The organism is Algoriphagus sp. (genome assembly GCF_039969895.1).
Taxonomy (GTDB): Bacteria; Bacteroidota; Bacteroidia; order Cytophagales; family Cyclobacteriaceae; genus Algoriphagus.
This window is the reverse complement of sequence record NZ_JBDVMZ010000014.1, coordinates 169,956-191,141: the sequence shown is the minus strand read 5'-3', so window position 1 is coordinate 191,141 and position 21,186 is coordinate 169,956. Positions and strand designations below refer to the sequence as shown.

At 36.7% G+C, this 21,186-nt stretch carries 17 protein-coding genes; 15 read left to right on the top strand and 2 right to left on the bottom strand.

Features of this window, described 5'->3' with window-relative positions; translation table 11 throughout:
- The 11 genes from ABJH64_RS12180 to ABJH64_RS12130 all read left to right on the top strand — a co-directional run bounded on the left by ABJH64_RS12180 (position 1) and on the right by ABJH64_RS12130 (position 12,614).
- On the top strand, positions 1-1,125 hold the full coding sequence (locus tag ABJH64_RS12180; protein ID WP_348299105.1) for a DegT/DnrJ/EryC1/StrS family aminotransferase: 1,125 nt from the start codon (positions 1-3) through the stop codon (positions 1,123-1,125).
- 94 nt (positions 1,126-1,219) lie between these two features.
- The gene (locus ABJH64_RS12175) at positions 1,220-1,792 is read left to right on the top strand and encodes an acyltransferase (protein WP_348275825.1); all 573 of its coding nucleotides are present in this window, start codon (positions 1,220-1,222) and stop codon (positions 1,790-1,792) included.
- 1 nt (position 1,793) lies between these two features.
- Positions 1,794-2,771 carry a Gfo/Idh/MocA family oxidoreductase gene (locus ABJH64_RS12170; protein WP_348275824.1) on the top strand — a complete coding sequence of 326 codons (978 nt, stop codon included), beginning with the start codon at positions 1,794-1,796 and terminating at the stop codon, positions 2,769-2,771.
- Positions 2,772-4,025 (top strand): oligosaccharide flippase family protein, encoded by a 1,254-nt coding sequence (locus tag ABJH64_RS12165; RefSeq protein ID WP_348275823.1) that lies wholly within the window; start codon positions 2,772-2,774, stop codon positions 4,023-4,025.
- A gap of 2 nt (positions 4,026-4,027) precedes the next feature.
- Positions 4,028-5,140 carry a hypothetical protein gene (locus tag ABJH64_RS12160; RefSeq protein ID WP_348275822.1) on the top strand — a complete coding sequence of 371 codons (1,113 nt, stop codon included), beginning with the start codon at positions 4,028-4,030 and terminating at the stop codon, positions 5,138-5,140.
- A complete protein-coding gene (locus tag ABJH64_RS12155; protein WP_348275821.1) occupies positions 5,127-6,449 on the top strand; it encodes an O-antigen polymerase in 1,323 nt (440 codons plus the stop codon). The genes ABJH64_RS12160 and ABJH64_RS12155 overlap by 14 nt, the downstream gene beginning before the upstream one ends.
- A complete protein-coding gene (locus tag ABJH64_RS12150; protein WP_348275820.1) occupies positions 6,446-7,504 on the top strand; it encodes a glycosyltransferase family 4 protein in 1,059 nt (352 codons plus the stop codon). Before ABJH64_RS12155 ends, ABJH64_RS12150 begins: the two co-directional genes overlap by 4 nt.
- Positions 7,497-8,213 (top strand): WecB/TagA/CpsF family glycosyltransferase, encoded by a 717-nt coding sequence (locus ABJH64_RS12145; protein ID WP_348275819.1) that lies wholly within the window; start codon positions 7,497-7,499, stop codon positions 8,211-8,213. Before ABJH64_RS12150 ends, ABJH64_RS12145 begins: the two co-directional genes overlap by 8 nt.
- Positions 8,210-9,271 carry a UDP-N-acetylglucosamine 2-epimerase (non-hydrolyzing) gene (wecB, locus tag ABJH64_RS12140; protein ID WP_348275818.1) on the top strand — a complete coding sequence of 354 codons (1,062 nt, stop codon included), beginning with the start codon at positions 8,210-8,212 and terminating at the stop codon, positions 9,269-9,271. Before ABJH64_RS12145 ends, wecB begins: the two co-directional genes overlap by 4 nt.
- A 156-nt stretch (positions 9,272-9,427) precedes the next feature.
- Positions 9,428-10,981, top strand: coding sequence for a capsule assembly Wzi family protein (locus tag ABJH64_RS12135; protein WP_348275817.1), 1,554 nt, complete (start codon positions 9,428-9,430; stop codon positions 10,979-10,981).
- Positions 10,982-11,453: 472 nt separating this feature from the next.
- Positions 11,454-12,614 carry an MraY family glycosyltransferase gene (locus ABJH64_RS12130; protein WP_348275816.1) on the top strand — a complete coding sequence of 387 codons (1,161 nt, stop codon included), beginning with the start codon at positions 11,454-11,456 and terminating at the stop codon, positions 12,612-12,614.
- Between the two features lie 430 nt (positions 12,615-13,044).
- On the opposite strand, the gene ABJH64_RS12125 is transcribed toward ABJH64_RS12130, so the two are convergent.
- The gene (locus tag ABJH64_RS12125) at positions 13,045-13,755 is read right to left on the bottom strand and encodes a sugar transferase (protein WP_348275815.1); all 711 of its coding nucleotides are present in this window, start codon (positions 13,753-13,755) and stop codon (positions 13,045-13,047) included.
- Between the two features lie 734 nt (positions 13,756-14,489).
- Here ABJH64_RS12125 and ABJH64_RS12120 point away from each other — a divergent pair.
- The 4 genes from ABJH64_RS12120 (at position 14,490) to ABJH64_RS12105 (ending at position 20,518) form a co-directional block, all read left to right on the top strand.
- Positions 14,490-15,629 (top strand): DegT/DnrJ/EryC1/StrS family aminotransferase, encoded by a 1,140-nt coding sequence (locus tag ABJH64_RS12120; RefSeq protein ID WP_348275814.1) that lies wholly within the window; start codon positions 14,490-14,492, stop codon positions 15,627-15,629.
- Between the two features lie 30 nt (positions 15,630-15,659).
- Positions 15,660-16,262 (top strand): sugar transferase, encoded by a 603-nt coding sequence (locus tag ABJH64_RS12115; RefSeq protein WP_348275813.1) that lies wholly within the window; start codon positions 15,660-15,662, stop codon positions 16,260-16,262.
- A gap of 369 nt (positions 16,263-16,631) precedes the next feature.
- On the top strand, positions 16,632-18,542 hold the full coding sequence (locus ABJH64_RS12110; protein WP_348335334.1) for a nucleoside-diphosphate sugar epimerase/dehydratase: 1,911 nt from the start codon (positions 16,632-16,634) through the stop codon (positions 18,540-18,542).
- Between the two features lie 398 nt (positions 18,543-18,940).
- Positions 18,941-20,518 (top strand): FAD-dependent protein, encoded by a 1,578-nt coding sequence (locus tag ABJH64_RS12105; protein ID WP_348275811.1) that lies wholly within the window; start codon positions 18,941-18,943, stop codon positions 20,516-20,518.
- A 167-nt stretch (positions 20,519-20,685) separates the two neighbouring features.
- Here the strand turns inward: ABJH64_RS12105 and ABJH64_RS12100 are convergent, their stop codons facing one another.
- Complete coding sequence (locus ABJH64_RS12100; RefSeq protein ID WP_348275810.1) at positions 20,686-21,120, bottom strand: hypothetical protein; 435 nt, start codon at positions 21,118-21,120, stop codon at positions 20,686-20,688.
- Between the last annotated feature and the right edge of the window lie 66 nt (positions 21,121-21,186).

Genomic DNA, 21,186 nt, shown 5'->3' with positions numbered 1-21,186 from the left:
ATGAGGGTTCAAATGGTGGACTTAAGGTCCCAATATGATTTAATTAAATCTGAGGTAGATCAGGCTATTCAGGAAGTAATTGATACCACAGCCTTTATCAATGGGCCTCAGGTAAAAGAATTTTCTAATGCCTTGGCTGCCTATACTGGAGCTAAGTATGTGATCAACTGTGGAAATGGGACAGATGCGCTACAGATAGCCATGATGGGCTTGGATTTTCAGCCTGGTCAAGAAGTGATCGTACCGGCATTTACTTATGTGGCTACCGCGGAAGTGATTGCTTTGCTCGGCTTAAAGCCGGTGTTCATAGATGTACTACCTACCACCTTCGAGTTGGACAACACCCAGTTGGAGTCAAAGATCAGCTCCAGGACTGCCGGGATAGTTCCGGTTCATCTGTATGGACAATGCTCTAATATGGAAGCGATTCTGGAGATTGCACGCAGGTATCATATCAAAGTAATCGAGGACACCGCCCAGGCGATAGGGGCAAAGTACACGTTCTCGGATGGCACCGTGCGTCAAGCTGGTACGATGGGCGATGTGGGAACTACCTCATTTTTCCCATCCAAAAATCTCGGCTGCTACGGGGATGGTGGAGCTATGTTTACCAATGATGAGAAGCTGGCAGAGAAGCTGCACATGATCGCCAATCACGGGCAGAAGAAGAAATACCATCACCACATTGTGGGGGTCAACTCCCGACTGGATACGCTTCAGGCCGCTATTTTAAATGTAAAACTGCAGCACCTGGACCGCTATTCAGCCTCCAGGAATGAAGTAGCGGATAAATACGACGAGGCATTTGCCGGACATGCACATATCAAAATCCCGGTGAGAGCAGCGAATTCCACCCATGCCTTTCACCAATATACCGTTCAGCTGGAGGGTGTGGACCGGGATGAGTTGAAAAGCTATCTGGCTGGAAAAGGTGTTCCAACCATGGTTTATTATCCACTTCCCCTGCATCAGCAGGAGGCATATAAGAATTTGGGATTCGTGAAAGGTGATTTCCCGGTAGCAGAATCACTTTGTGAAAAAGTGCTGTCTCTGCCCATCCATACAGAGATGAGTGCCGATGATCAGGAATATATTATCTCAACTATCCATAGTTTTTTTAACTAAACCCAAGCCGGAGACCCCAGCCCCTGGGCTTTAAGATTAGCCCGCAAGGACTTGGGCCCGGGCAATCAGGACTTAAACCAACAGCTATAATCAAATGAAGAATTATTTCGCACATGAAAGTGCCTACATAGACGAGGGATGTGAGATAGGGGAAGGCACCAAAATCTGGCATTTCTCCCATATCATGCCCAATTGCAAGCTAGGTAAAGGCTGCAATATTGGACAGAATGTAGTCGTCTCACCACAGGTGACGCTGGGTGACAATGTGAAAGTGCAGAACAACGTCTCCATCTACACCGGTGTGACTTGTGACGACGATGTATTTTTAGGTCCTTCCATGGTATTTACCAATGTGATCAATCCTAGAAGTGCGGTAAACCGCAAAGCGGAATATGCCAAAACGCATGTAGGTAAAGGTGCCAGCATAGGTGCCAATGCCACTATAGTCTGCGGGCATGATATTGGTAAGTATGCCTTCATAGGAGCTGGAGCCGTGATCACTAAGAATGTCCCGGACTACGCGCTGATGGTCGGTAATCCGGCCAGACAGATGGGCTGGATGAGTGAGTACGGATCCAAATTAATTTTTGATGAGCAGGGAAAAGCTGAGTGCACGGAAACCGGAGCCCAGTATCAGCTCACTAATAATCAGGTAATCAAATTATAAGATGAAGAATTTCGCATTGATAGGTGCTGCAGGGTACATTGCTCCTCGGCACATGAAAGCAGTGAAGGACACAGGCAATACCCTGCTCGCTGCTTATGATAAGTTTGACAGCGTGGGAGTGATGGATAGCCACTTTCCCGAGGCTGATTTTTTCACGGAGTTTGAGCGCTTTGACCGTCACGTGGAAAAGCTGAAAAGAACGGACAAGAAAATCGACTACGTCAGTATCTGCTCGCCTAACTATCTCCATGATTCCCATATCCGCTTTGGACTCAGAGTAGGAGCAAATGTGATTTGTGAAAAGCCTTTGGTTCTTAATCCTTGGAATATAGATGCGCTGTCAGAGGTGGAGAAGGAGCATGGAACCCGGGTATTCAATATCCTGCAACTCCGACTGCACCCTTCCATCATCGCCCTGAAAAAGAAGATCGAAGAAGGTCCTAAGGATAAGATCTATGACATAGACCTGGCGTATATCACGTCCAGAGGACATTGGTATTATACTTCCTGGAAAGGTGAGGTAAGCAAATCTGGCGGTATCGCCACCAACATAGGCGTGCACTTCTACGACATGCTGACCTGGGTATTCGGGGCGGTGAAAAAGAACGTGGTCCATATCCATACCCACGATCGGGCTGCAGGATATTTCGAACTGGAGAGGGCGCGGGTACGCTGGTTTCTGAGCATCAATGCAGACACCTTACCGGATGCGGTCAAGGCAAGAGGTGGAAGAACCTTTAGATCCCTCACCATGGAAGGAACCGAAATAGAATTCTCTGATGGTTTTACAGAATTGCACACCCATAGTTATGAGCATATTCTGGGAGGGGACGGCTTTGGTTTGGAAGAAGCAAGACCCAGCATTGAGATCGTACAACATATTAGACATGCGGAACCTGTGGGTCTGAAGGGGGATTATCATCCGTTAGCAGCGAGTGAATTGTCAAAGCATCCATTTGATAATTATAGGAATAAATAATTGGACTCAAAAATATTTAAAGATTCTTATTTTAGGAATATCATATCATTAATGACAGGTACGGGTGTAGCACAGCTTATGCCAATATTATTATCTCCTGTATTAACGAGGATTTACAGTCCGTATGAATTTGGAGTCTTTGCATTTTATTTTAGTGTTTCTTCAATTTTAAACATAGCTTCAACTGGCAGGCTAGAACTCGCTATTTTAATTCCTGAAAAATCAAAAGAAGCTTTATTAATTTTAAAATCCTCTTTTATTGTCATAATAGCTATTTCATTTTTGGTGTTATGTTCAATAATTGTATTTCATAACTATCTAGAAGAGATTTTCAATGACAAGATAAATGTTAATTATTTTTATTTACTTCCACTAAATATTATAGTTTATGGTATGTATCAGAGTTTAAATTACTGGTATAATAGAAATAGGCAGTTCAAAAGGTTGTCTTTAAATAGAGTTTTACAAAGTTTATTTACACTAGGATTACAAATTTCTATCGGGCTTATTTTATATAATAGTGCAATTGGACTTATATTAGGCTCTTTGATTGCACAGTTTGTAACATTGATTATGTTTTTTTATTCATTTATTAAAGTGGAGCGTTTATTTTTTTATAGTACTAAATTAAGAGATATTTTTGAAACAATTAGAAAATATAAGAAATTTCCATTAGTTGATGTTCCAACAATGTTACTTAATTTAAGTGCAAATCATTTGCCTAATCTATTTTTCAACATAGTTAATGCACAAGTTTCAGCGGGAAACTATTATTTCAGTCAAAGGATCTTGCAGGTTCCTGTTACACTTTTATCTGCTTCAGTATTGGACGTATTTAAAGAAGAGGCATCGAGTAACTATAGAGTAAATGGCGAGTCTATAGTGGTATTCAAACGTACCTTTAAACTATTGCTTTACTTAACTGTGGTCCCATCTATCTTTTTATGGTTTTTTATCGAAGATTTATTTATACTAATTTTTGGCGAGGAATGGGCAATTGCAGGGAGTTTTGCTAAAATTTTAGTGCCATCCTTAGCTCTTAGATTTATTGCAAACCCACTCAGTTATATGATTTATATAGCGCAAAAGCAAAATATTAATTTTTTTCTAATGTTGTTCCTTTTTATATCTATATTAGGAGTGTTTTTATTTGATCTTAATACTATTAACATAGTAAGTATTATTTCCATTGTATATTGCCTATATTATATTCTGAATATTTATATTTCAGCAAAATTGGCAAAAGTTTTATAAACATGAAAAACATATTATTCATAGGTTACTATTTTGAGCCGTATCCTGGAGTTGGTGCTAAAAGAATTTCATATTGGGTTAATGAATTAAATAGAGTATCTAATGGTGAATTTTTTCCAACTATAATTACTGCAACGGTGCCGACAATTGAAGTGGCTAATAAAACCTCTAAATTTAATTTAATATTTTTAGCAGATGACAAAAAGCCAATATTTAATAGATACATAAACTTTGATCCAGGATATTCTTGGTACTTTGCTTTAAAAGAATACTTAGATTCTTTGGATCATTTTAAATATGAGTGTGTAGTGCTTTCAGGCAACCCTTTTTTACACTTCTATATATCTCGTTATTTGAAGATAAGATTTAAAACAAAAATAATACTAGATTTTCGTGACCCCTTTGCTAATAATCCATTATTTATAAATTCGATATTAATAAAAAAACTTATTAAAAAAAAACTAGAACAACTATATATAAGTTATGCAGATTTAGTTATTTCTGTCAATAAATATTGTTTATCACTATTGGAAATTAATGATAATTCTAAGTTATTGATTATAGAAAACGGATATGATGAAAGAGTTATTTCTGAATTAAAGCCAATCAACATAGATATAGAATATGTTAATTTTATATATACCGGTAAAATTTCAATAGGAAGAAGTCCTAAGTTTTTCCTAGATATTGTTAATTCAAATAAATCATTCAAAGTTCATTATTTTGGGGAGGATAGCTTATTACTCCCTTTACATGAAAACATAATAGATCATAGTTATAAAAGCTACCGAGATGTTCTATCTTACATCAATGCATGCGACTTTTGTATTGTTATTTCTTCTGGTCTTACATTTGAATCAACTACAAAAGTGTTTGATTATATTGCACTGTCCAAGCCTATAATTGTATTTTCGTCTAATTTGATTATAGAAGGCAGTTTATATGATCTTAGTGAAAGCTATAAGGATATTTATTTTTTTAATAGTATAAATTCTGAATTTTTAGCTTTTATTGCCAACTTTAAGCCAAAAGATATAAGCCTTGACCCTATTAATTACTCAAGATTGAATGGTTTGAAAATTTTAATAAATAATATTAAGAATGTTACTGGGTAATTTATTGACATTAATTTCTATCATTGTTTTAAGTTACTTCTGGTATCTTGATGCGCTTAGAAGTAATTTTATTTTTACCCCAATAAAATTGTTTATATTAGTTACTTTTTTGTATTTGATATTACCTTCTATAATTATCCCAAATTTTTTTCCTGTTAGTTTATTTTGGTCTTACAATTCTGAATTAATTGAAAAAAATCATGCTGTTATACTCATATTTATTATTTTTTTTTTACTTCCTTATAGATTATTTTCAAGATTTAAATTTCCTGAAATTAATTTTAACTTTAATAATAATGCTTTTCTTTTATCTATTTTTTTTCTACTTATTTCAATTATTGTTAAAGCCTATATGATAAATCAAGGTATGTTTTTTATTGAAGACGAAAACATGATTGAGTTAAATTCCTTGCCTAGATTTGTAAGATTGTTTAACAATCTCCATTTATGGGGCCTAATGATTTTTACTATTTCTTATTTTAAAAATAGATTTGTCAATAAATTTAGTTCATCTGTTATTATAAATTATTTATTTTATTTTTATTTTATTTTCACTCTCTCTATTCCCTTATTACAAGGAAGACGTTTTGGAGTTCTTTTTCCAATAATTACAGTTCTTGTTATTTATTTATATTACAATCATGTTAAGTTTTCAAAACTTTTAAAATATGGTACATATTTATCATTAATTTTCTTAACGATTACAATTTTTCGGCAAGCTCAAATTTTCTCAATTGCCAATACCTATACTTTTAACCTTTCTACAATATTTGCATCTATTCAATTCCTAGATATCGATTTTTTAATTGAAAGTTCTTTAAGTAGAATATTTAATGTTTATGTAAATTTAAATCGTGTAATTGAATTTAGTTTTGACAATACTTATACTCCATTTTACAATCCTTTTAGACTTGCTTTTACCGGACTTATACCTTCATTTCTATGGTCAGATAAACCTAATCTTTCAATAGGTAATTCCCTTGGAAAAGAATTGGGTTTGCTTCATTCTAGTAATGATTTGATTGGGATAAATGTTGGTTGGATTGGAGAAGGATTTTATCATTCTGGAATATTCGGTGTTGTGCTTGCTGCTTTGTTATTTTCTTCTTCAATTGTAATTTTGGTTAAAATCTTCAATAATAGATATGATAGTGGAAAAGTCGTTTTATTAATGTATGTAATTTTTTTGATCTCTGGGTACCAGATGGAACTAGCTTTTAGCTTCAATAGCTTTTTTAAGGGATCTATTTTTCTCATATTTATATTGTATATATTGAGCAAACTACCAAATATTATATTTAAATCATGAAAATATTACTAATTAGTAATATGTACCCTGATTCTAATAATATTAGATATGGTATTTTTGTGAAAAATGTAGTTAATGATTTGAGTAAGTCTAAGTTTAATTTTTCTTTTATAGTTATGTATAAAAATAATTACAATTTATTTTGTAAGTTATTTCTTTATATAAAGTTTTATATTAAAATATTTAAGTCTCTTTATGATAGTTCAATTGATCTATATTATTTTCATTATCCTACTTTTACACTTTTGCCTCTATTAGTTTTTTATCCAAAAAAAGTAAAAATTTGTATAAATTTTCATGGATCTGATTTATTGAATCCAAGTTTTTTTAATGTTTTTTTTAATAGGTTATTAAGTAAGCTATATAGTAGAGTCGACGGGGTCATTTTTCCATCTCAATTTATGCTTAATGAATTTATAAAAAAGAATTTTTATAATTCTAATCTATTTGTATCTCCTTCTGGTGGTGTAAATACTGATATATTTTATCCTAAATGTTCAGTATATAATTTTGATAGGCCTTTTCGTATTGGATTTGCTGGTAATATATCTAATTCTAAAGGGATTTGGATTTTAATTAATTCTTTACCTTTTCTAAGTTTTAATTTTCAATGCTTTATTGTGGGTGATGGGAAAGATAAACCATCAATTATGGAACACGTTAGAAGTAGTACTTTCTCCGATAAGATTTTTTTTATCGATACACTCTCTCAGGAAAAATTGGCTGATTTTTATAGATTTATAGATGTTTTTGTTTTTCCAACTCTACTACCTGAAAGCTTAGGATTAGTTGGATTAGAATCTCTTTTTTGTGGTACTCCAGTTATCGGATCTAATATCGGAGGTATAAGTGGGTATTTGGTGAATAATGAAAATGGACTAACTTTCAACTCAAATGATTATAACTCTTTGATCTCTGCTATCAATACACTTTACAATGATAAAATTTTGTACAATAATTTATCATTGAATAGTTCTATGTCCGTACAGAATTTCTCTCATTCAGTTACAAATATAAACCTTTCTAATTACCTTAGCAAAATAGTATATGAATAAAATATATTCATTATTAAATGTTCCTTGTTATGATTTTCAATCAGAAAAAGAGATTACAATCCATTTGAGTAATTTAATTGTAGAGAATAAGGGCGGTTATAGTGTTGCTATAAATGCTGAAAAAATTCTATCCTTTAATGAAGATTTAGAAGTTAATTTAATAATATCAAATTCAATTTTACCCTATGTAGATGGATTTGGAGCTGTTATTGCTTTTAAGTTTCTATATAACATAAATACAATCAAGATTAACTTTCCTATTATTGCACTTAATACTGCGTGTTCTCATAAGTTTCCCATTTTTATTTTGGGATCTACTGAGAAAAATAATCGTAATGCTTGTATAAATATTGCTAAATTGTTTCCTGGTATTTTAATTTGTGGGAGATTAAATGGTTTTTTTGATTCTATTGATGAAGTGATAAATCAAATACACGATTCTAAGCCTAAGTTGGTCTTTCTTGCCCTTGGGTCTCCAAAACAGGAACAGTGTGCTAATGAATTATTGAAATTTTTCCCCCACACCTTTTTTGTTGGATGCGGTGGTGCAATTGATATTCTATCTGGCCAAAAAAAACGAGCACCTGAATTTTTTATTGACAATGGACTTGAATGGTTATATAGATTATGGAAAGAACCGAAAAGGATTAGACGTCAGATAAGGCTTCCTTTATTCTTATTAAAGCTTATAAAATTTAAACTATCATGATAAAAATTCTTACTATTTTAGGTGCTCGTCCACAATTTATTAAAGCTGGATCTTTAAGTAGAGAATTATTGAATTACTCTAATATTCAAGAAGTTATTGTTCATACTGGTCAACATTATGATTCTAACATGAGTGATGTTTTTTTTACAGAAATGAAGATTCCCACTCCTAATTATTTTCTTGATGTTGGTGGTGGATCTCATGGCGAAATGACAGGGCGTATGATTGAAAAAATTGAAAAGGTTGTTATGATCGAAAATCCTGACTGGATGCTCGTGTACGGTGATACTAATTCCACACTTGCAGGTGCAATTGTAGCATCAAAATTGCATATTAAACTCGCGCATGTGGAAGCTGGATTAAGAAGTTTTAACATGAAAATGCCTGAGGAGATTAATCGAATTTTAACTGATAGAGTTTCCAACTTACTTTTCTGTCCAACTAATGCCGCATTAGACAATCTTAAGTTAGAAGGTTTTGATAATATTAATTCTACTATTGTTAATTCTGGAGATATTATGTTAGATGGAGCTATATACTATGAAGGATTTGCTAAAAAACCTTTAAATTTTGGATTTTCAGATTTTATATTAGCTACTATTCATCGGGCTGAAAACACCAATAACATAGATAGACTAATATCTATCATAGAAGGTTTGAATGCTATTGCAAGGCATAAAACTATAATTTTACCTGTCCATCCTCGTACCAAAGCTATCATGAAAGAGCTCGGACTTGAAATGAATTTTGTATTATTAGATCCTGTAGGTTATTTTGAGATGATCTGGTTAATTAAAAATTCGACTATGATTATAACTGATAGTGGTGGTTTACAGAAAGAATCTTATTTTTTCAAAAAACCTTGTATAACTTTAAGGGATGAAACAGAATGGGTTGAGTTAGTATCTGGTAGATTTAATGTTTTAGTTGGGTCTGATAGCGCAACTATTTTTGATGCTTATAAGAATTTTGTATTCTCTAATGACTTTAATGGAAACATTTATGGTCATGGAAATGCTAGTAAAATTATTTTGGATAATCTGCTTTCATATTCCTAATTCTCTTTTGTTTATTATGTTTCTTTCATTTTTATGAGGTACTGCTTAGTTTCTGTATCGTTAAATAGGTTGATGAATCTGTTTTTTTTTTATTTTATTTTTTCTTTTGGCATAGCTCAAGGTTTTTGCCAAAGTATTCCATCAAATTTTTACTCATTGGAGGAAAATGCCAGGCGAAGCCAATTACTTGATTCTCTTAATCAGCCTATCTCATTCTTACTCAGACCAATTTTAGCAGATTCAAGCCTATATCCTTTCTCAGAGAAGCTGGTCGATAGCGATATTTCTATTCGGCTATCGCCAATTATAAATACAACCCGTATCAGTTCCAAAAGACCTTTTGGTTGGGGTGATAATGGAATGATTCCCAATCCTGGTTTTCAGACTTATTTCTCTGGAGGAGTTGAAGTGAAATACAAGTTTATCAATTTAACCTTGCGGCCAGAACTTGCATTGGCTCAGAATAAGGGATTTGAAACCAAACTAGATCAATTCACCAACACAGAAATATCGAGTAAATATGTTTATTGGAATAGAGGAGATTTCCCTGAACGATTTGGTGCGGGCTGGGTAGTTAATCCTTGGTGGGGTCAATCAAAGTTATCCTTCCAATACGGAGCTTTTGAAATAGGAGCAGCTACTGAAAATATCTGGTGGGGACCTGGACAGTTTAATGCATTGACATTTTCGAACAATGCGCCTGGCTTTCCTCATTTAACTCTGAACACAACAAAACCTGCTAAAACGCTAATTGGAAACTTTGAAACTCAATTGATCATTGGGAAACTCAATAATTCCGACTATGATCCATCACAATACCCTGAGCTGAACTCTGAATACTTTAGACCATTTTCCGGTGATTGGAGGTATCTCAATGCTTTGATGTTATCCTATAATCCCAAATGGATTCCAGGACTTTTTGTTGGATTTACGAGAACGTTCCAACAATACAGAGAATCGATGGGAACAGGTTTTTTAGCTTATTTCCCGGTTTTTGAAGGTATAACTAAAGTAAATTATGGTTTTGATAATGATAGCAATGGTCAAGATCAACAGATTTCAGTGTTTGGAAGGTATGTGATTCCAAAATCCAAAACGGAACTATATTTTGAGTTTGGTAGAAGGGATCATGCCCTAAATTGGCGGGAATTTACCCTGAATCCTGAGCATGCAAGAGCATATATTCTTGGCTTTATTCAATTATTTGATCTCCCGACTGCCTCTAAAATGATTCAGGTGAGGGGAGAGATGACTCAGCAACAAGAATCTATAAATAGATACATTAGGTATCAAGGGCTAGGTGGCGGATCAACCTGGCATACACACGGTCTTGCCAGAGGCTTTACTAATTATGGACAGCCTCTTGGCGTAGGAATAGGAGTAGGATCAAATGTTCAGACTTTGGAGTTTTCACTCGTAGAAGGGGTTGATAAAATGGGTATTCAGCTCGAGCGCTTAGCGAATAATCAAGATTTTTACTACAAGGCTCAGCTTCAGGATACAGAACGCAAACCCTGGGTCGATCTCTCTCTTGGTTTTCTCTACGACAAGAAGTTTGATAGGCTACTTCTGAGTTCAAAGCTGCAAATCATACATGCCCGTAACTATCAGTGGCAACTGGCTCCGGAGAGTACTCCTGATTTCCCCAAAGGTGAAAACCTGACTTCTTTCCTGGCGCAGACCAGTTTGATTTATTTCTGGAATAAGTAAGGGGGATAACCTTAAAGTTACGCAGAGGTTGACGTAGAGAATCGCAAAGGATTAGTTTAGTCAATTTACTCATAGTAATTGAATTGGCCTGCCAAGTTTTTAGAACCTGGCAGGCCTTTTTTTTAGGCTCTGCTGTACAATGTTCGGAATCTTTATATTAGAAGCTTTTTCATCAAACTATAAATCTGAGATCTAGGAGAAAATCGCCACATTGTGTACTCGCGCCACAACTAGCGGGTAAATTCTTTAGTTTATTTTGAGGTTTGTTTAAAATTTATCTCTTCAGCTTAGTATGATTGGCTTTTTTTCGAAGTACCTTTTATGCTTTTCAGATAGCTATCTAATAATTTTATGCTCACTTTTTTGTATAATGAATTGCCTAATAAAAGCTTGATTTTATTAATTTATTTTCAACGGCAAGGCAATTGCACTATTTTTTTCCTAAATTTACATCTCATAAAACTGGTGAATTATGTTTTTTTTATATGCCACGCTTACTGCCTTTTCGGTAGGTTTTTTGGTTACTCCCATCTTAATTTCTTTTCTTAAGAGATTCAATATCGGAGACCATCCAGGGGGAAGAAAGATTCACTCCTCATTCATTCCTTCTATGGGAGGAATCTCATTTGTAATTGCTGCTGCAGTTGCTTTGGCCATCTGGGGATGGCAATTTCCACTTCCCGATAGCCGCTACATTTTAGGAGCTATTCTATTGATGTTCATCGTAGGTTTGAGAGACGATTTGGTTGCACTTAGAGCTTCGAGGAAGCTTTTGGGTCAATTGGTTGCTGTTCTGCTCGTTGTGGTTGTTGCTGATGTGAGAATCCGCGGTTTTCATGGTTTTCTCTTTCTAGGTGACTTTCATATCGTTGTTAGTTATCTTTTTTCAGGTTTCGTATTGCTCGCACTGACTAACGGGTTTAATCTAATAGACGGATTAGACGGCCTGGCAGGAACTATAGCAGTGATCTCATTCGCCTGTTTGGGAACTTGGTTTTACTTTCAGGGTGTGGAGAGTTATGCATTAATTTCCTTCACCTTTCTTGGAGGTGTTTTAGCATTTCTAGCTTTCAACTGGCATCCTGCCAAACTTTTCATGGGCGATACCGGGTCGCTAACCTTAGGGTTTACGCTTGGGACCTTGATTATTGCCTTTATGGAAATCAATGAAGGTTTGCCTCAAGATTCATTTTTGAAGTTTGAAGCTACTTTTGCTGCAGGGGTGGCTTTAATGATGTTCCCCCTATACGACATGGGAAGAGTTTTTATCAGGAGGATTTCACAGGGAAAAAAACCTATGAGTCCGGACAAATCTCATGTGCATCACTTTATGATGAGAATTGGTTTGAAGCATGATCAAGTGGCTTTGATATTGGGAGGGCTTCAACTTAGCATTATTGCGTTGGTATTTTTGATGCGGGATTTTTCGGATAATTTAGTTTTACCAATAATCGTGGGAATTTCCATGTTCCTTGGTTATAGATTGGATACTATTACGGTTAAGTACCTGAAGAAAAAAGTAGCTATGCAGCCTAGGGTATTGGAAGTTCGACCTGTTAAGCCCCATTCCAAATCTAAAATCAAATTGAACAAAGAGGATTTCAAGGAGTCTTCACCTATAGATTTGAATTGATTTAAAGTGTGTGGTTATCCGCACCAGGATCCCAAAAGCCTTAATTCTTTGTTTTTTTGCCAGAAGTAGGGCGACGGAAGACCGAAGAGCCCTCATTTTTTGAATTACCCCAAAACCTAAAATGCTTTTGGATCTTCACTGATTAGGTAGGGGATGTAAAAAGAACAAAGGTGTATGGTTAAGAGCCAATAGGAATATTCGAAATGGTACCAATCCCCTTAGCTTCTTTATTAGCTAGGTCGGAAGATCGTTGACCGAAAGGCCCTCAATTCATAAGTTTGATATTTCCTAAGTTAGGTTTGCCTCTTAACTCTTAGGAAAGCAGAAATACAAAAAAGTCAAATCTATACGGGGATTTACTGACTTTTCTTGGAAGTTATTTCAAATAATGGTGTACTTTCTAATGTTGATTTTTTAAAGGAAAATGCTGTCAATAGGCATTTTCATCGCCAGAAAATATAGTTATGGCTGTCATCCAGATTAGCTTCAAGTCGAAGTTTACACTCCAATTTTTGATGTAATACATATCTAACTTGTACCTGAAGTAGATGGAATTTGGAAGTTCGGTCTCACCTCTATAGCCTTTTGCCTGTGCCAAACCTGTAATCCCAGGTTTTACCAGATGTCGGTTCCTATATCCTTCGATGATCTTTGCATTTTCGTCATTCTGTGATAAAATGAGTGGTCGAGGTCCCACGAGTGACATATTGCCATAGATTACATTGAAGACCTGAGGCAGCTCATCAATACTGGTTTTTCGCAAGATTCTGCCCACTTTGGTCACCCTGGGATCATTTCTGGTAGCCTGGGTCAAATCCTCCTTATCATTGATTGCCATAGATCGAAATTTATAGCAATTGAAAACGGTGTTGTAAATACCACCGCGTTTTTGGGTGTAGAACACTGGTCCGGGAGAATCAAGTTTTATTAGAAGGGCTACAATCGGAAATAACCACCAACCGATCACAAGCATTAGTCCTATAGAACAAAAAAGATCAATGAAGCGCTTGATGCTTAGATTATACCAATTTAGTTTTTCGGAAAGTAAATTGTCTTCCTGATTGTCTTCCTGATGAATGCCTGCATTTCGATCAAGTTGCCGTTTTTCGGACAGAGTATCGGAATTGGATATTAGTTTCAAAAGTAGAGAATTGCTGTGCGGGTAAAGATCACTATAATTCCAAATTTTTCAAAGTGGCATAGATTACAAGGTGATTAAAACTTGATAGGATTATCTGCAATGATGCCAATCACCTTAAATTCTTTTCCAATCAGTTCGGAAGGGCGAAGCCCGGTGACCGAAGCGGACCTGAATTCTAAAGTCTGATATTTCTTCTCTTACTTTTGCCTCTTTACTGATAAAAACAGCATTGCAAAAAAAATCAGTTTTACCCCTTAGACTTTGTAGGTTTTCTCGGCTTTATGTCCGTAAAATAAGGTTAGAAACAGGTAGTTTTTTGAAGGTGAGAAAATAGTCTTTTCATATATTTTTAGTCCTTCACATACCAATTTTTGTTGTTTGACTGAAAGTTGCGAAAAAAAATAAGTTTTTTTGAAGGCAAATTTTTCACCTCATCATGTTTTAGTTTGAAGTATGTGTTGCTTTTATAAATAGAAGGATTGTGGAAAAATAGTTATCTGAATTTTCCTGTGCGTTTCTATAAGGTTCTAAAAATTAATTGTTTAAAAAATAACTAAATAGGCAAAAATAATGAGGTATGAATTGGAGTTTTTTGGTTAACTGGCTATGAAGTTGATTTTTCGAGTCTAACGAACAAACAATTGTTTGGTTTTAGAGGTCTTATTTGATACAGAGGCGATATGGTGGTTTAATTATTGTATCGTATATTTTGACAGTCTTAGCATATCTATTGAATGGCTTTTCACATCCCTTTATCTTTTCCGGTATTTAATGGTAATGAAAACTTATACACCCAGAAGGCTATAAGTTCTGGTCATGTGGCTACTCATGGCCAATTCATCAACAAGTTTGAGTGTAAGCTCACCAAAAGATTAAAAACCCATCAATCCGTAGCCTTAAACTCAGGGACATCAGCGTTGCACCTTGCATTGATTTTGATGGGGATAGGACCGGGAGATGAGGTTATTTGCCAGTCCTTCACTTTTTGCGCCTCTGCTAATCCTATAGTTTATCTAGGAGCTAATCCGATTTTTGTTGACAGTGAGAAGGATACCTGGAATATATGCCCAGAACTACTCGAGGACGCGATATTGAGTCGTATATCCAAGGGTAGAAAGCCAAAAGCTATAGTAATGGTACATTTATTTGGTATGCCTGCCAAAATGAAGGAGATACTTGAGATTTCAATAAAATATGAAATCCCTGTTTTGGAGGACGCTGCTGAAGCGGTAGGGAGTAAGTACGATGGTAAATCTTGTGGATCTATTGGGCAGGTTGGTGTTTTTTCATTCAATGGCAATAAAATTATTACTTCAGGGGGAGGCGGGGCATTGATTTCTAATGATGCGACGCTTATTCAGCGTGCTAAGCATTTAGCCGCTCAAGCAAGAGAGGATTTGCCTTTTTACCACCATTTGGAAATTGGATACAACTATAAGATGAATAATTTGTCAGCTGCGATAGGCCTTGCGCAGTTGGAGCAGTTGGATGAGTTTGTGAAGAGGAGAAGGGCAATAAACAAGAATTATAGGGCTTTGTTAGAAGGATTACCCGGAATTCACTTCCAAACAGAATCACTCGATTCATTTTCGAACTACTGGCTTACAGCTATAGTCGTGGATGAACAGAAGACTGGATTTTCAAATACTAAGCTGAAAGACGCATTATTTAACAGAGGCATAGAAAGCAGGTTTTTATGGAAACCGCTTCATACGCAGCCGATTTTCAATAGGACTCCGTATTATGGAGGTAGCCTCTCCGAGCGTTTATTTGAAAACGGGCTTTGTCTTCCAAGTTCCTCCAATTTGACACGGGAAGATCAGGAATTAATCGTTGAAGTGATCCATAATGAACTCAGTAAAACATTCCAGTAGGTGATTTATCGTAATGTAATCAAACGAGGTATGGATATTATTCTGGCCTTTTTGATGTTTTTAATTCTTTTGCCGATTTTTTTATTCTTGTTGTTAGTCTTATCTATTCATCATAAGGGTTCGCCTTTTTTTTATCAACTGCGACCAGGAAAAGGGAACAAACCATTCCAGATCTTGAAATTCAAAACCATGTCCGATCTGGTAAACGAAAAAGGAGAGCTACTTTCCGATTCTGAACGTATTACTAATTTTGGGATGATGGTGAGGAGGACGTCTTTGGACGAAATACCTCAGTTGCTTAATGTACTAAAGGGAGATATGAGCCTGGTGGGTCCTAGACCATTGTTGAATGATTATATAGTCTTGTATTCCGAGCAGCAAGCAAGGAGGCATGAAGTAAAACCTGGTGTCACAGGATGGGCGCAAATCAATGGGAGAAATGCTATTTCTTGGGAAAGGAAGCTCAATTTGGATGTTTGGTATGTAGATAATGAAAGCTTTCTCTTAGATCTCCGGATTCTTTTTCAAACCCTATTTAATGTAATTATTGGAAAGGGAGTTACTCAACAAGGTCATGTTTCCATGGGGAGGTTTAAAGGGAATCGTGATCAAAATCTACTAGAGAAGAGCTGATAGTTTGGGGGATAAACCAATTGAATTGATTTTTTAAAAAGGATTATCTGCTATTATTTTAAGGAATTTAGATTCTTTCCTTGTTTGGTTTTGAGACTGATGACCGAAGTGCTCACAAATTTTAAGGTCAATATTTCTTCGATTGCTTTTACTTCTTTATCGGTAAAAAAGCGGCTATTCATATTTTTTGAAACTTAAAATTTCCTTGCTACACACATTTTATTCTTTCAAAGCTTGAAAAATGCTAAATAATCGTGTTATATTTTAATTAGAATTTAGGCATAAGCTAGAAAAGTGGTTAATTTGTAACTTAAATCAGTTGTTTGAGTAAGAGTAATTTTAACTTGACTATTTGAATATACTTCTACTATGAATTTTTTGACTCGGTTGAAAATCCTTCCACGATGGATAATTGCCACCCTTGATTCTTTGATTCTTTTTCACTGCGCCTTATTTGGGTATTTGGTTAAGTTCAATTTTGAACTGGTACTAATAGAACAAAATGATGCATTTGCAGGGAGCGTTACCTTTATGGTTGGGGGCTTGTTGGTGATGCAAAATACCCGGAGTTATGAAGGGATTGTTCGGCATACGGGTTTCAGAGATGGTTCTAATATATTCAAGACTGTTCTCATAAATTTCATTCTCTTTTTAGCACTCAATTTCTTTCACGGTAATTTCCTAAATGACAGGTACTTACTACCTACATCAGTATTGATTATTGCGAGTCTTTCCTCGCTTTTTATGCTGATTTTTTACAGGCTGCTTGTAAAGGAGCTTTTTGTGTACCTTAAAAATGGGATTCTGGTTAAAGAGCTCAAGAATGGTATCATATTCGGAGCCGGTGAAGCAGGGATCATAGCACAGGAAGCTATCAAGCGGGATAGCAAAATCCTTTTTAACACCGTGGCATTTTTGGATGATGACCCAAAGAAAGAAGGGAAAAACATCGACGGCAAGCGTATATACAAAGGTTTAGATGATCTGGAGAAGTTGGTAAATCAATTTGGTATTACGGAATTGATCATAGCGGTAAGACATCTCACAGTTCAGCGTACAAATGAAATTATAGATGAATGTCTCCGATTAAAAATTTCGGTTTCCATCGTTCCCCCGGTAGATCAGTGGATTAATGGAGGATTGACGGCTGGAGCTATCCGAGAAGTGAAAATCGAGGATCTGCTAAGTCGTGAACAAATCATCCTGGACAACCCAAGAATCCATGAGGATATACAAGGGAAAGTTATTTTGGTGACAGGGGCTGCTGGATCTATTGGTTCTGAGCTTTGCCGGCAGATTTGCCATTATGAGCCTAAACTGCTCATTTTATTTGATATTGCAGAGTCGGCTCTGTATGATGTGGAGCAGGAATTTAAGGAAAATCACCCGAGCTGCCCCATCAAAATTGTGCTTGGTGATGTTCGAAATAAAAAGAAAGTCAAAGAAATATTTAAAGCCTACAAGCCACAAGTTGTTTTCCATGCAGCTGCATATAAGCATGTGCCAATGATGGAGAAATACCCTGAGGAAGCTATTCACTCCAATGTTTTGGGTACTAAAATCCTGGCGGATATTTCTGTTTTGGCGAAAGTTGACAAGTTTGTTTTTGTGTCAACTGACAAAGCTGTGAATCCTACTAATGTAATGGGAGCGAGCAAAAGAGCTGCTGAAATGTATGTTCAGGCTTTGAATGAATACCTAGAGCAAAATCACAAAAGCTATCATACTAAATTTATCACAACGCGGTTTGGTAATGTGCTTGGATCGAATGGATCTGTGATCCCACTATTCAAAAAGCAAATTCAGCATGGTGGCCCAATTACAGTGACGCATCCTGAAATCACTCGCTACTTCATGACTATTCCCGAAGCTTGCCAGCTGGTATTGGAAGCTGGTATCATGGGCGAGGGTGGTGAGATTTATATCTTTGATATGGGAGAGCCTATCAAGATTCATGATTTGGCCAAAAAGATGATTCAACTATCCGGGAAGAAAGTGGATGAAGACGTAAAGATTGTTTTTTCAGGTCTTAGAGAAGGGGAGAAGCTTTATGAAGAACTCCTAAATGATTTCGAAACGGTGAAAATCACGCACCATCCAAAGATTAAAATTGCCCAGGTTCCTCCTTCTTCTTACCATAAAATCGATGGTCAGATTGAGCTTTTCATGGAGTTAATCAACAAAAACTCAGAAAATGAGCTCGTCTCTCAGCTTAAGGTTATCGTGCCGGAATTTATTTCAAATTCCTCTAGGTTTGAGGTGCTTGACCGGTTGAATTAGGTCAATAGCTTTGGAGTGATCCCTTGATATTCGCTATTGCCCAGCAATTCACTCTTTAGTTCTCCCAGTTAGGCCTGCATAATAAAGGAAAGATATTTTGGGTTATTCTATTATTTCTCATTTCAGCTAAGCAGATATTTGTGTCTCAAAGACATTTTCCATACTCACTTTTTCACCTGTAAATCGACTTTGTCTTAATTCAATCTGACAATTTTTGGAGGTTTGAGATAGTCTTACTTTTCACAACCTAGTTCGATTTCATTTCGAAAATTTCCGCAATTCACTTTTCCTAAGCTGGCAAGACTGCCACTGATCATTGAATACTGATCACTTTTAAAGCTTCTCATTTCAGAAAGCATTACCTTTGCCCTTCACATTTAAGGATAAATACCTTACCCATGAAAAAAGAATTCAACTTACAGTTGAGCCCAGAGGAGGCTTACGATCCTGTCCTTTTTCAGGAAGTAGTTCGGAAGAAAGCTGGTCTTCCAGCAAGTGTCTCTGATACTTTTGCGCGACAAGTCAAGCGATCCATAGACGCTCGAGGCAGAAGTGTAAAAGTGAATGTGCAGGCCGAGCTTTTCGTCAAAGAAACTCCTCCTGCTCTTCTAGACCATCAGCCGGAATATAAAAACGTAGGCAATGAGGATCCAATTATTATAGTTGGAGCAGGTCCCGCTGGTCTTTTTGCAGCTCTGCGTGCCATTGAATTAGGTGTTAAGCCTATTCTTATTGAACGCGGCAAGGATGTAAGGTCGCGAAGAAGAGATCTCGCAGCCATCAACAAAGCGCACATAGTCAATCCCGATTCTAATTATTGCTTCGGTGAAGGCGGTGCAGGTACTTATTCCGATGGGAAACTTTACACCCGATCCAAAAAGCGCGGTGATATCCGCAGGATCATGGAGATCCTCGTGGCTCATGGGGCTACAGAAGAAATCTTGGTTGACGCCCATCCCCATATTGGAACTAACAAACTTCCGAAACTCGTGGAAGACCTTCGGGGAAGTATCAAGAATTTTGGTGGAGAAGTTCTCTTCGAAACTAGAGTGGAGGATTTTATTTTGGAAGAAAATGAAATGAAGGGTGTAATAACTCAGACTGGAGAGAAAATCCTAGGAAGAGGAGTGATACTCGCTACAGGTCATTCTGCACGGGATATTTTTCATTTACTGCATAGAAAAAGTATGGTCATAGAGGCCAAACCATTCGCACTTGGAGTGAGAATAGAGCATAGCCAAAACCTCATTGATAGCATTCAATACCATTGTGGCTTGGATAGGGGACCTTACCTTCCTGCATCTGCGTACTCGCTAGTTCACCAGACTGAATTCAAGAAAAAACAGCGGGGAGTATTTAGTTTTTGCATGTGTCCAGGAGGATTTATTGTTCCAGCTGCCACTTCTCCCGGTGAATTGGTAGTCAATGGCATGAGTCCGAGTCGCCGTGATGGGAAATATGCCAACTCAGGAATTGTGGCCTCTGTGGAGCTAGAAGACTTGCCTGAATACCAAAAGTTTGGCCCCTTAGCAGCGATGGAGTTTCAGGCTGAAATAGAAAAAAGAGCCTGGGAAGCTGGAGGTAAAACCCAAGTTGCACCTGCACAGCGCATGGTAGATTTCGTGGAAAAACGTGTCAGCTCAAGTTTGTTAGGGACTTCCTATCAGCCGGGTTTGAAATCTGTGGAAATGAGGGATGTACTACCAGATTTTATTTCTGAGAGATTGGCCATGGCATTCAAGGCTTTTGGGCAAAAAATGAAGGGGTACTATACCAATGAGTCCCAATTGATCGGGTTGGAAAGTAGAACTTCCTCACCGGTTCGTATTCCTCGAGACCGTGAATCTTTCGAACATATTCAGATCAAACGCTTGTATCCATGTGGAGAAGGTGCAGGCTATGCAGGAGGAATCGTCTCTGCAGCAATGGATGGAGAAAGATGTGCCGAGCGATTGATCGCGACATATGTAAAATAATCCTTGTCTTGAGACGAATAACCATTTACCCTTAAGTCACTCTTCATACGCGAACAGCGGAAAAAAAGAAAGGGCGGATCAAAATCCGCCCGTTTATTAATTCGATAGTTAGACACAACCAGAGGCAGGAATTTCAAAGCTCAAATCCAAAACTCCAAATCACTTTTTTACCCCAACCAAACTGACCAAGGAATTCTGCTTAGAATAAGTAACAAACCTATGGCATACATCATATAGATGCTTCGGAATCTTCCACGAGATGCTCCTGGTTTTTTAGCGCGGATATAGCCTACGCTGATCACGATAATCGCGATAATATTAATTAAAGGATGCTCCAGCGCAAGTAACCTCGCCGCTGGATCGGACATCGCCGAACCTGATTGTAGCATTTCCAATCCCAATGGGCTGATGAAATACAGGATCAAGCCAACTAACAACTGGACGTGAGAAAGTATGAAAGCGATCAAGCCGATTTTCCTATCCTTCTCTGTAAACTCACGGTTGGAAAGGGCGCCGATAAGCATGTAAATAATGACCACTACCAAAGCTAGCAAAGCTAGATAGGCAATTCCTGAGTGTAGATGTTGTATTCCAGTGTACATGATGTGTATAAATTAGTTAACGAAAATAAGGCAAAAGACTTTAATTCTTGCGTCTAACCCCTGATT

Bases quoted from the DNA above. Each gene is read 5' to 3' on its own strand.
- ABJH64_RS12180 (WP_348299105.1), top strand. From the start codon at position 1: ATGAGGGTTCAAATGGTGGACTTAAGGTCCCAATATGATTTAATTAAA.
- ABJH64_RS12175 (WP_348275825.1), top strand. From the start codon at position 1,220: ATGAAGAATTATTTCGCACATGAAAGTGCCTACATAGACGAGGGATGT.
- ABJH64_RS12170 (WP_348275824.1), top strand. From the start codon at position 1,794: ATGAAGAATTTCGCATTGATAGGTGCTGCAGGGTACATTGCTCCTCGG.
- ABJH64_RS12160 (WP_348275822.1), top strand. From the start codon at position 4,028: ATGAAAAACATATTATTCATAGGTTACTATTTTGAGCCGTATCCTGGA.
- ABJH64_RS12155 (WP_348275821.1), top strand. From the start codon at position 5,127: ATGTTACTGGGTAATTTATTGACATTAATTTCTATCATTGTTTTAAGT.
- ABJH64_RS12150 (WP_348275820.1), top strand. From the start codon at position 6,446: ATGAAAATATTACTAATTAGTAATATGTACCCTGATTCTAATAATATT.
- ABJH64_RS12145 (WP_348275819.1), top strand. From the start codon at position 7,497: ATGAATAAAATATATTCATTATTAAATGTTCCTTGTTATGATTTTCAA.
- wecB (WP_348275818.1), top strand. From the start codon at position 8,210: ATGATAAAAATTCTTACTATTTTAGGTGCTCGTCCACAATTTATTAAA.
- ABJH64_RS12130 (WP_348275816.1), top strand. From the start codon at position 11,454: ATGTTTTTTTTATATGCCACGCTTACTGCCTTTTCGGTAGGTTTTTTG.
- ABJH64_RS12120 (WP_348275814.1), top strand. From the start codon at position 14,490: ATGGCTTTTCACATCCCTTTATCTTTTCCGGTATTTAATGGTAATGAA.
- ABJH64_RS12115 (WP_348275813.1), top strand. From the start codon at position 15,660: ATGGATATTATTCTGGCCTTTTTGATGTTTTTAATTCTTTTGCCGATT.
- ABJH64_RS12110 (WP_348335334.1), top strand. From the start codon at position 16,632: ATGAATTTTTTGACTCGGTTGAAAATCCTTCCACGATGGATAATTGCC.
- ABJH64_RS12105 (WP_348275811.1), top strand. From the start codon at position 18,941: ATGAAAAAAGAATTCAACTTACAGTTGAGCCCAGAGGAGGCTTACGAT.
- ABJH64_RS12100 (WP_348275810.1), bottom strand. From the start codon at position 21,120: ATGTACACTGGAATACAACATCTACACTCAGGAATTGCCTATCTAGCT.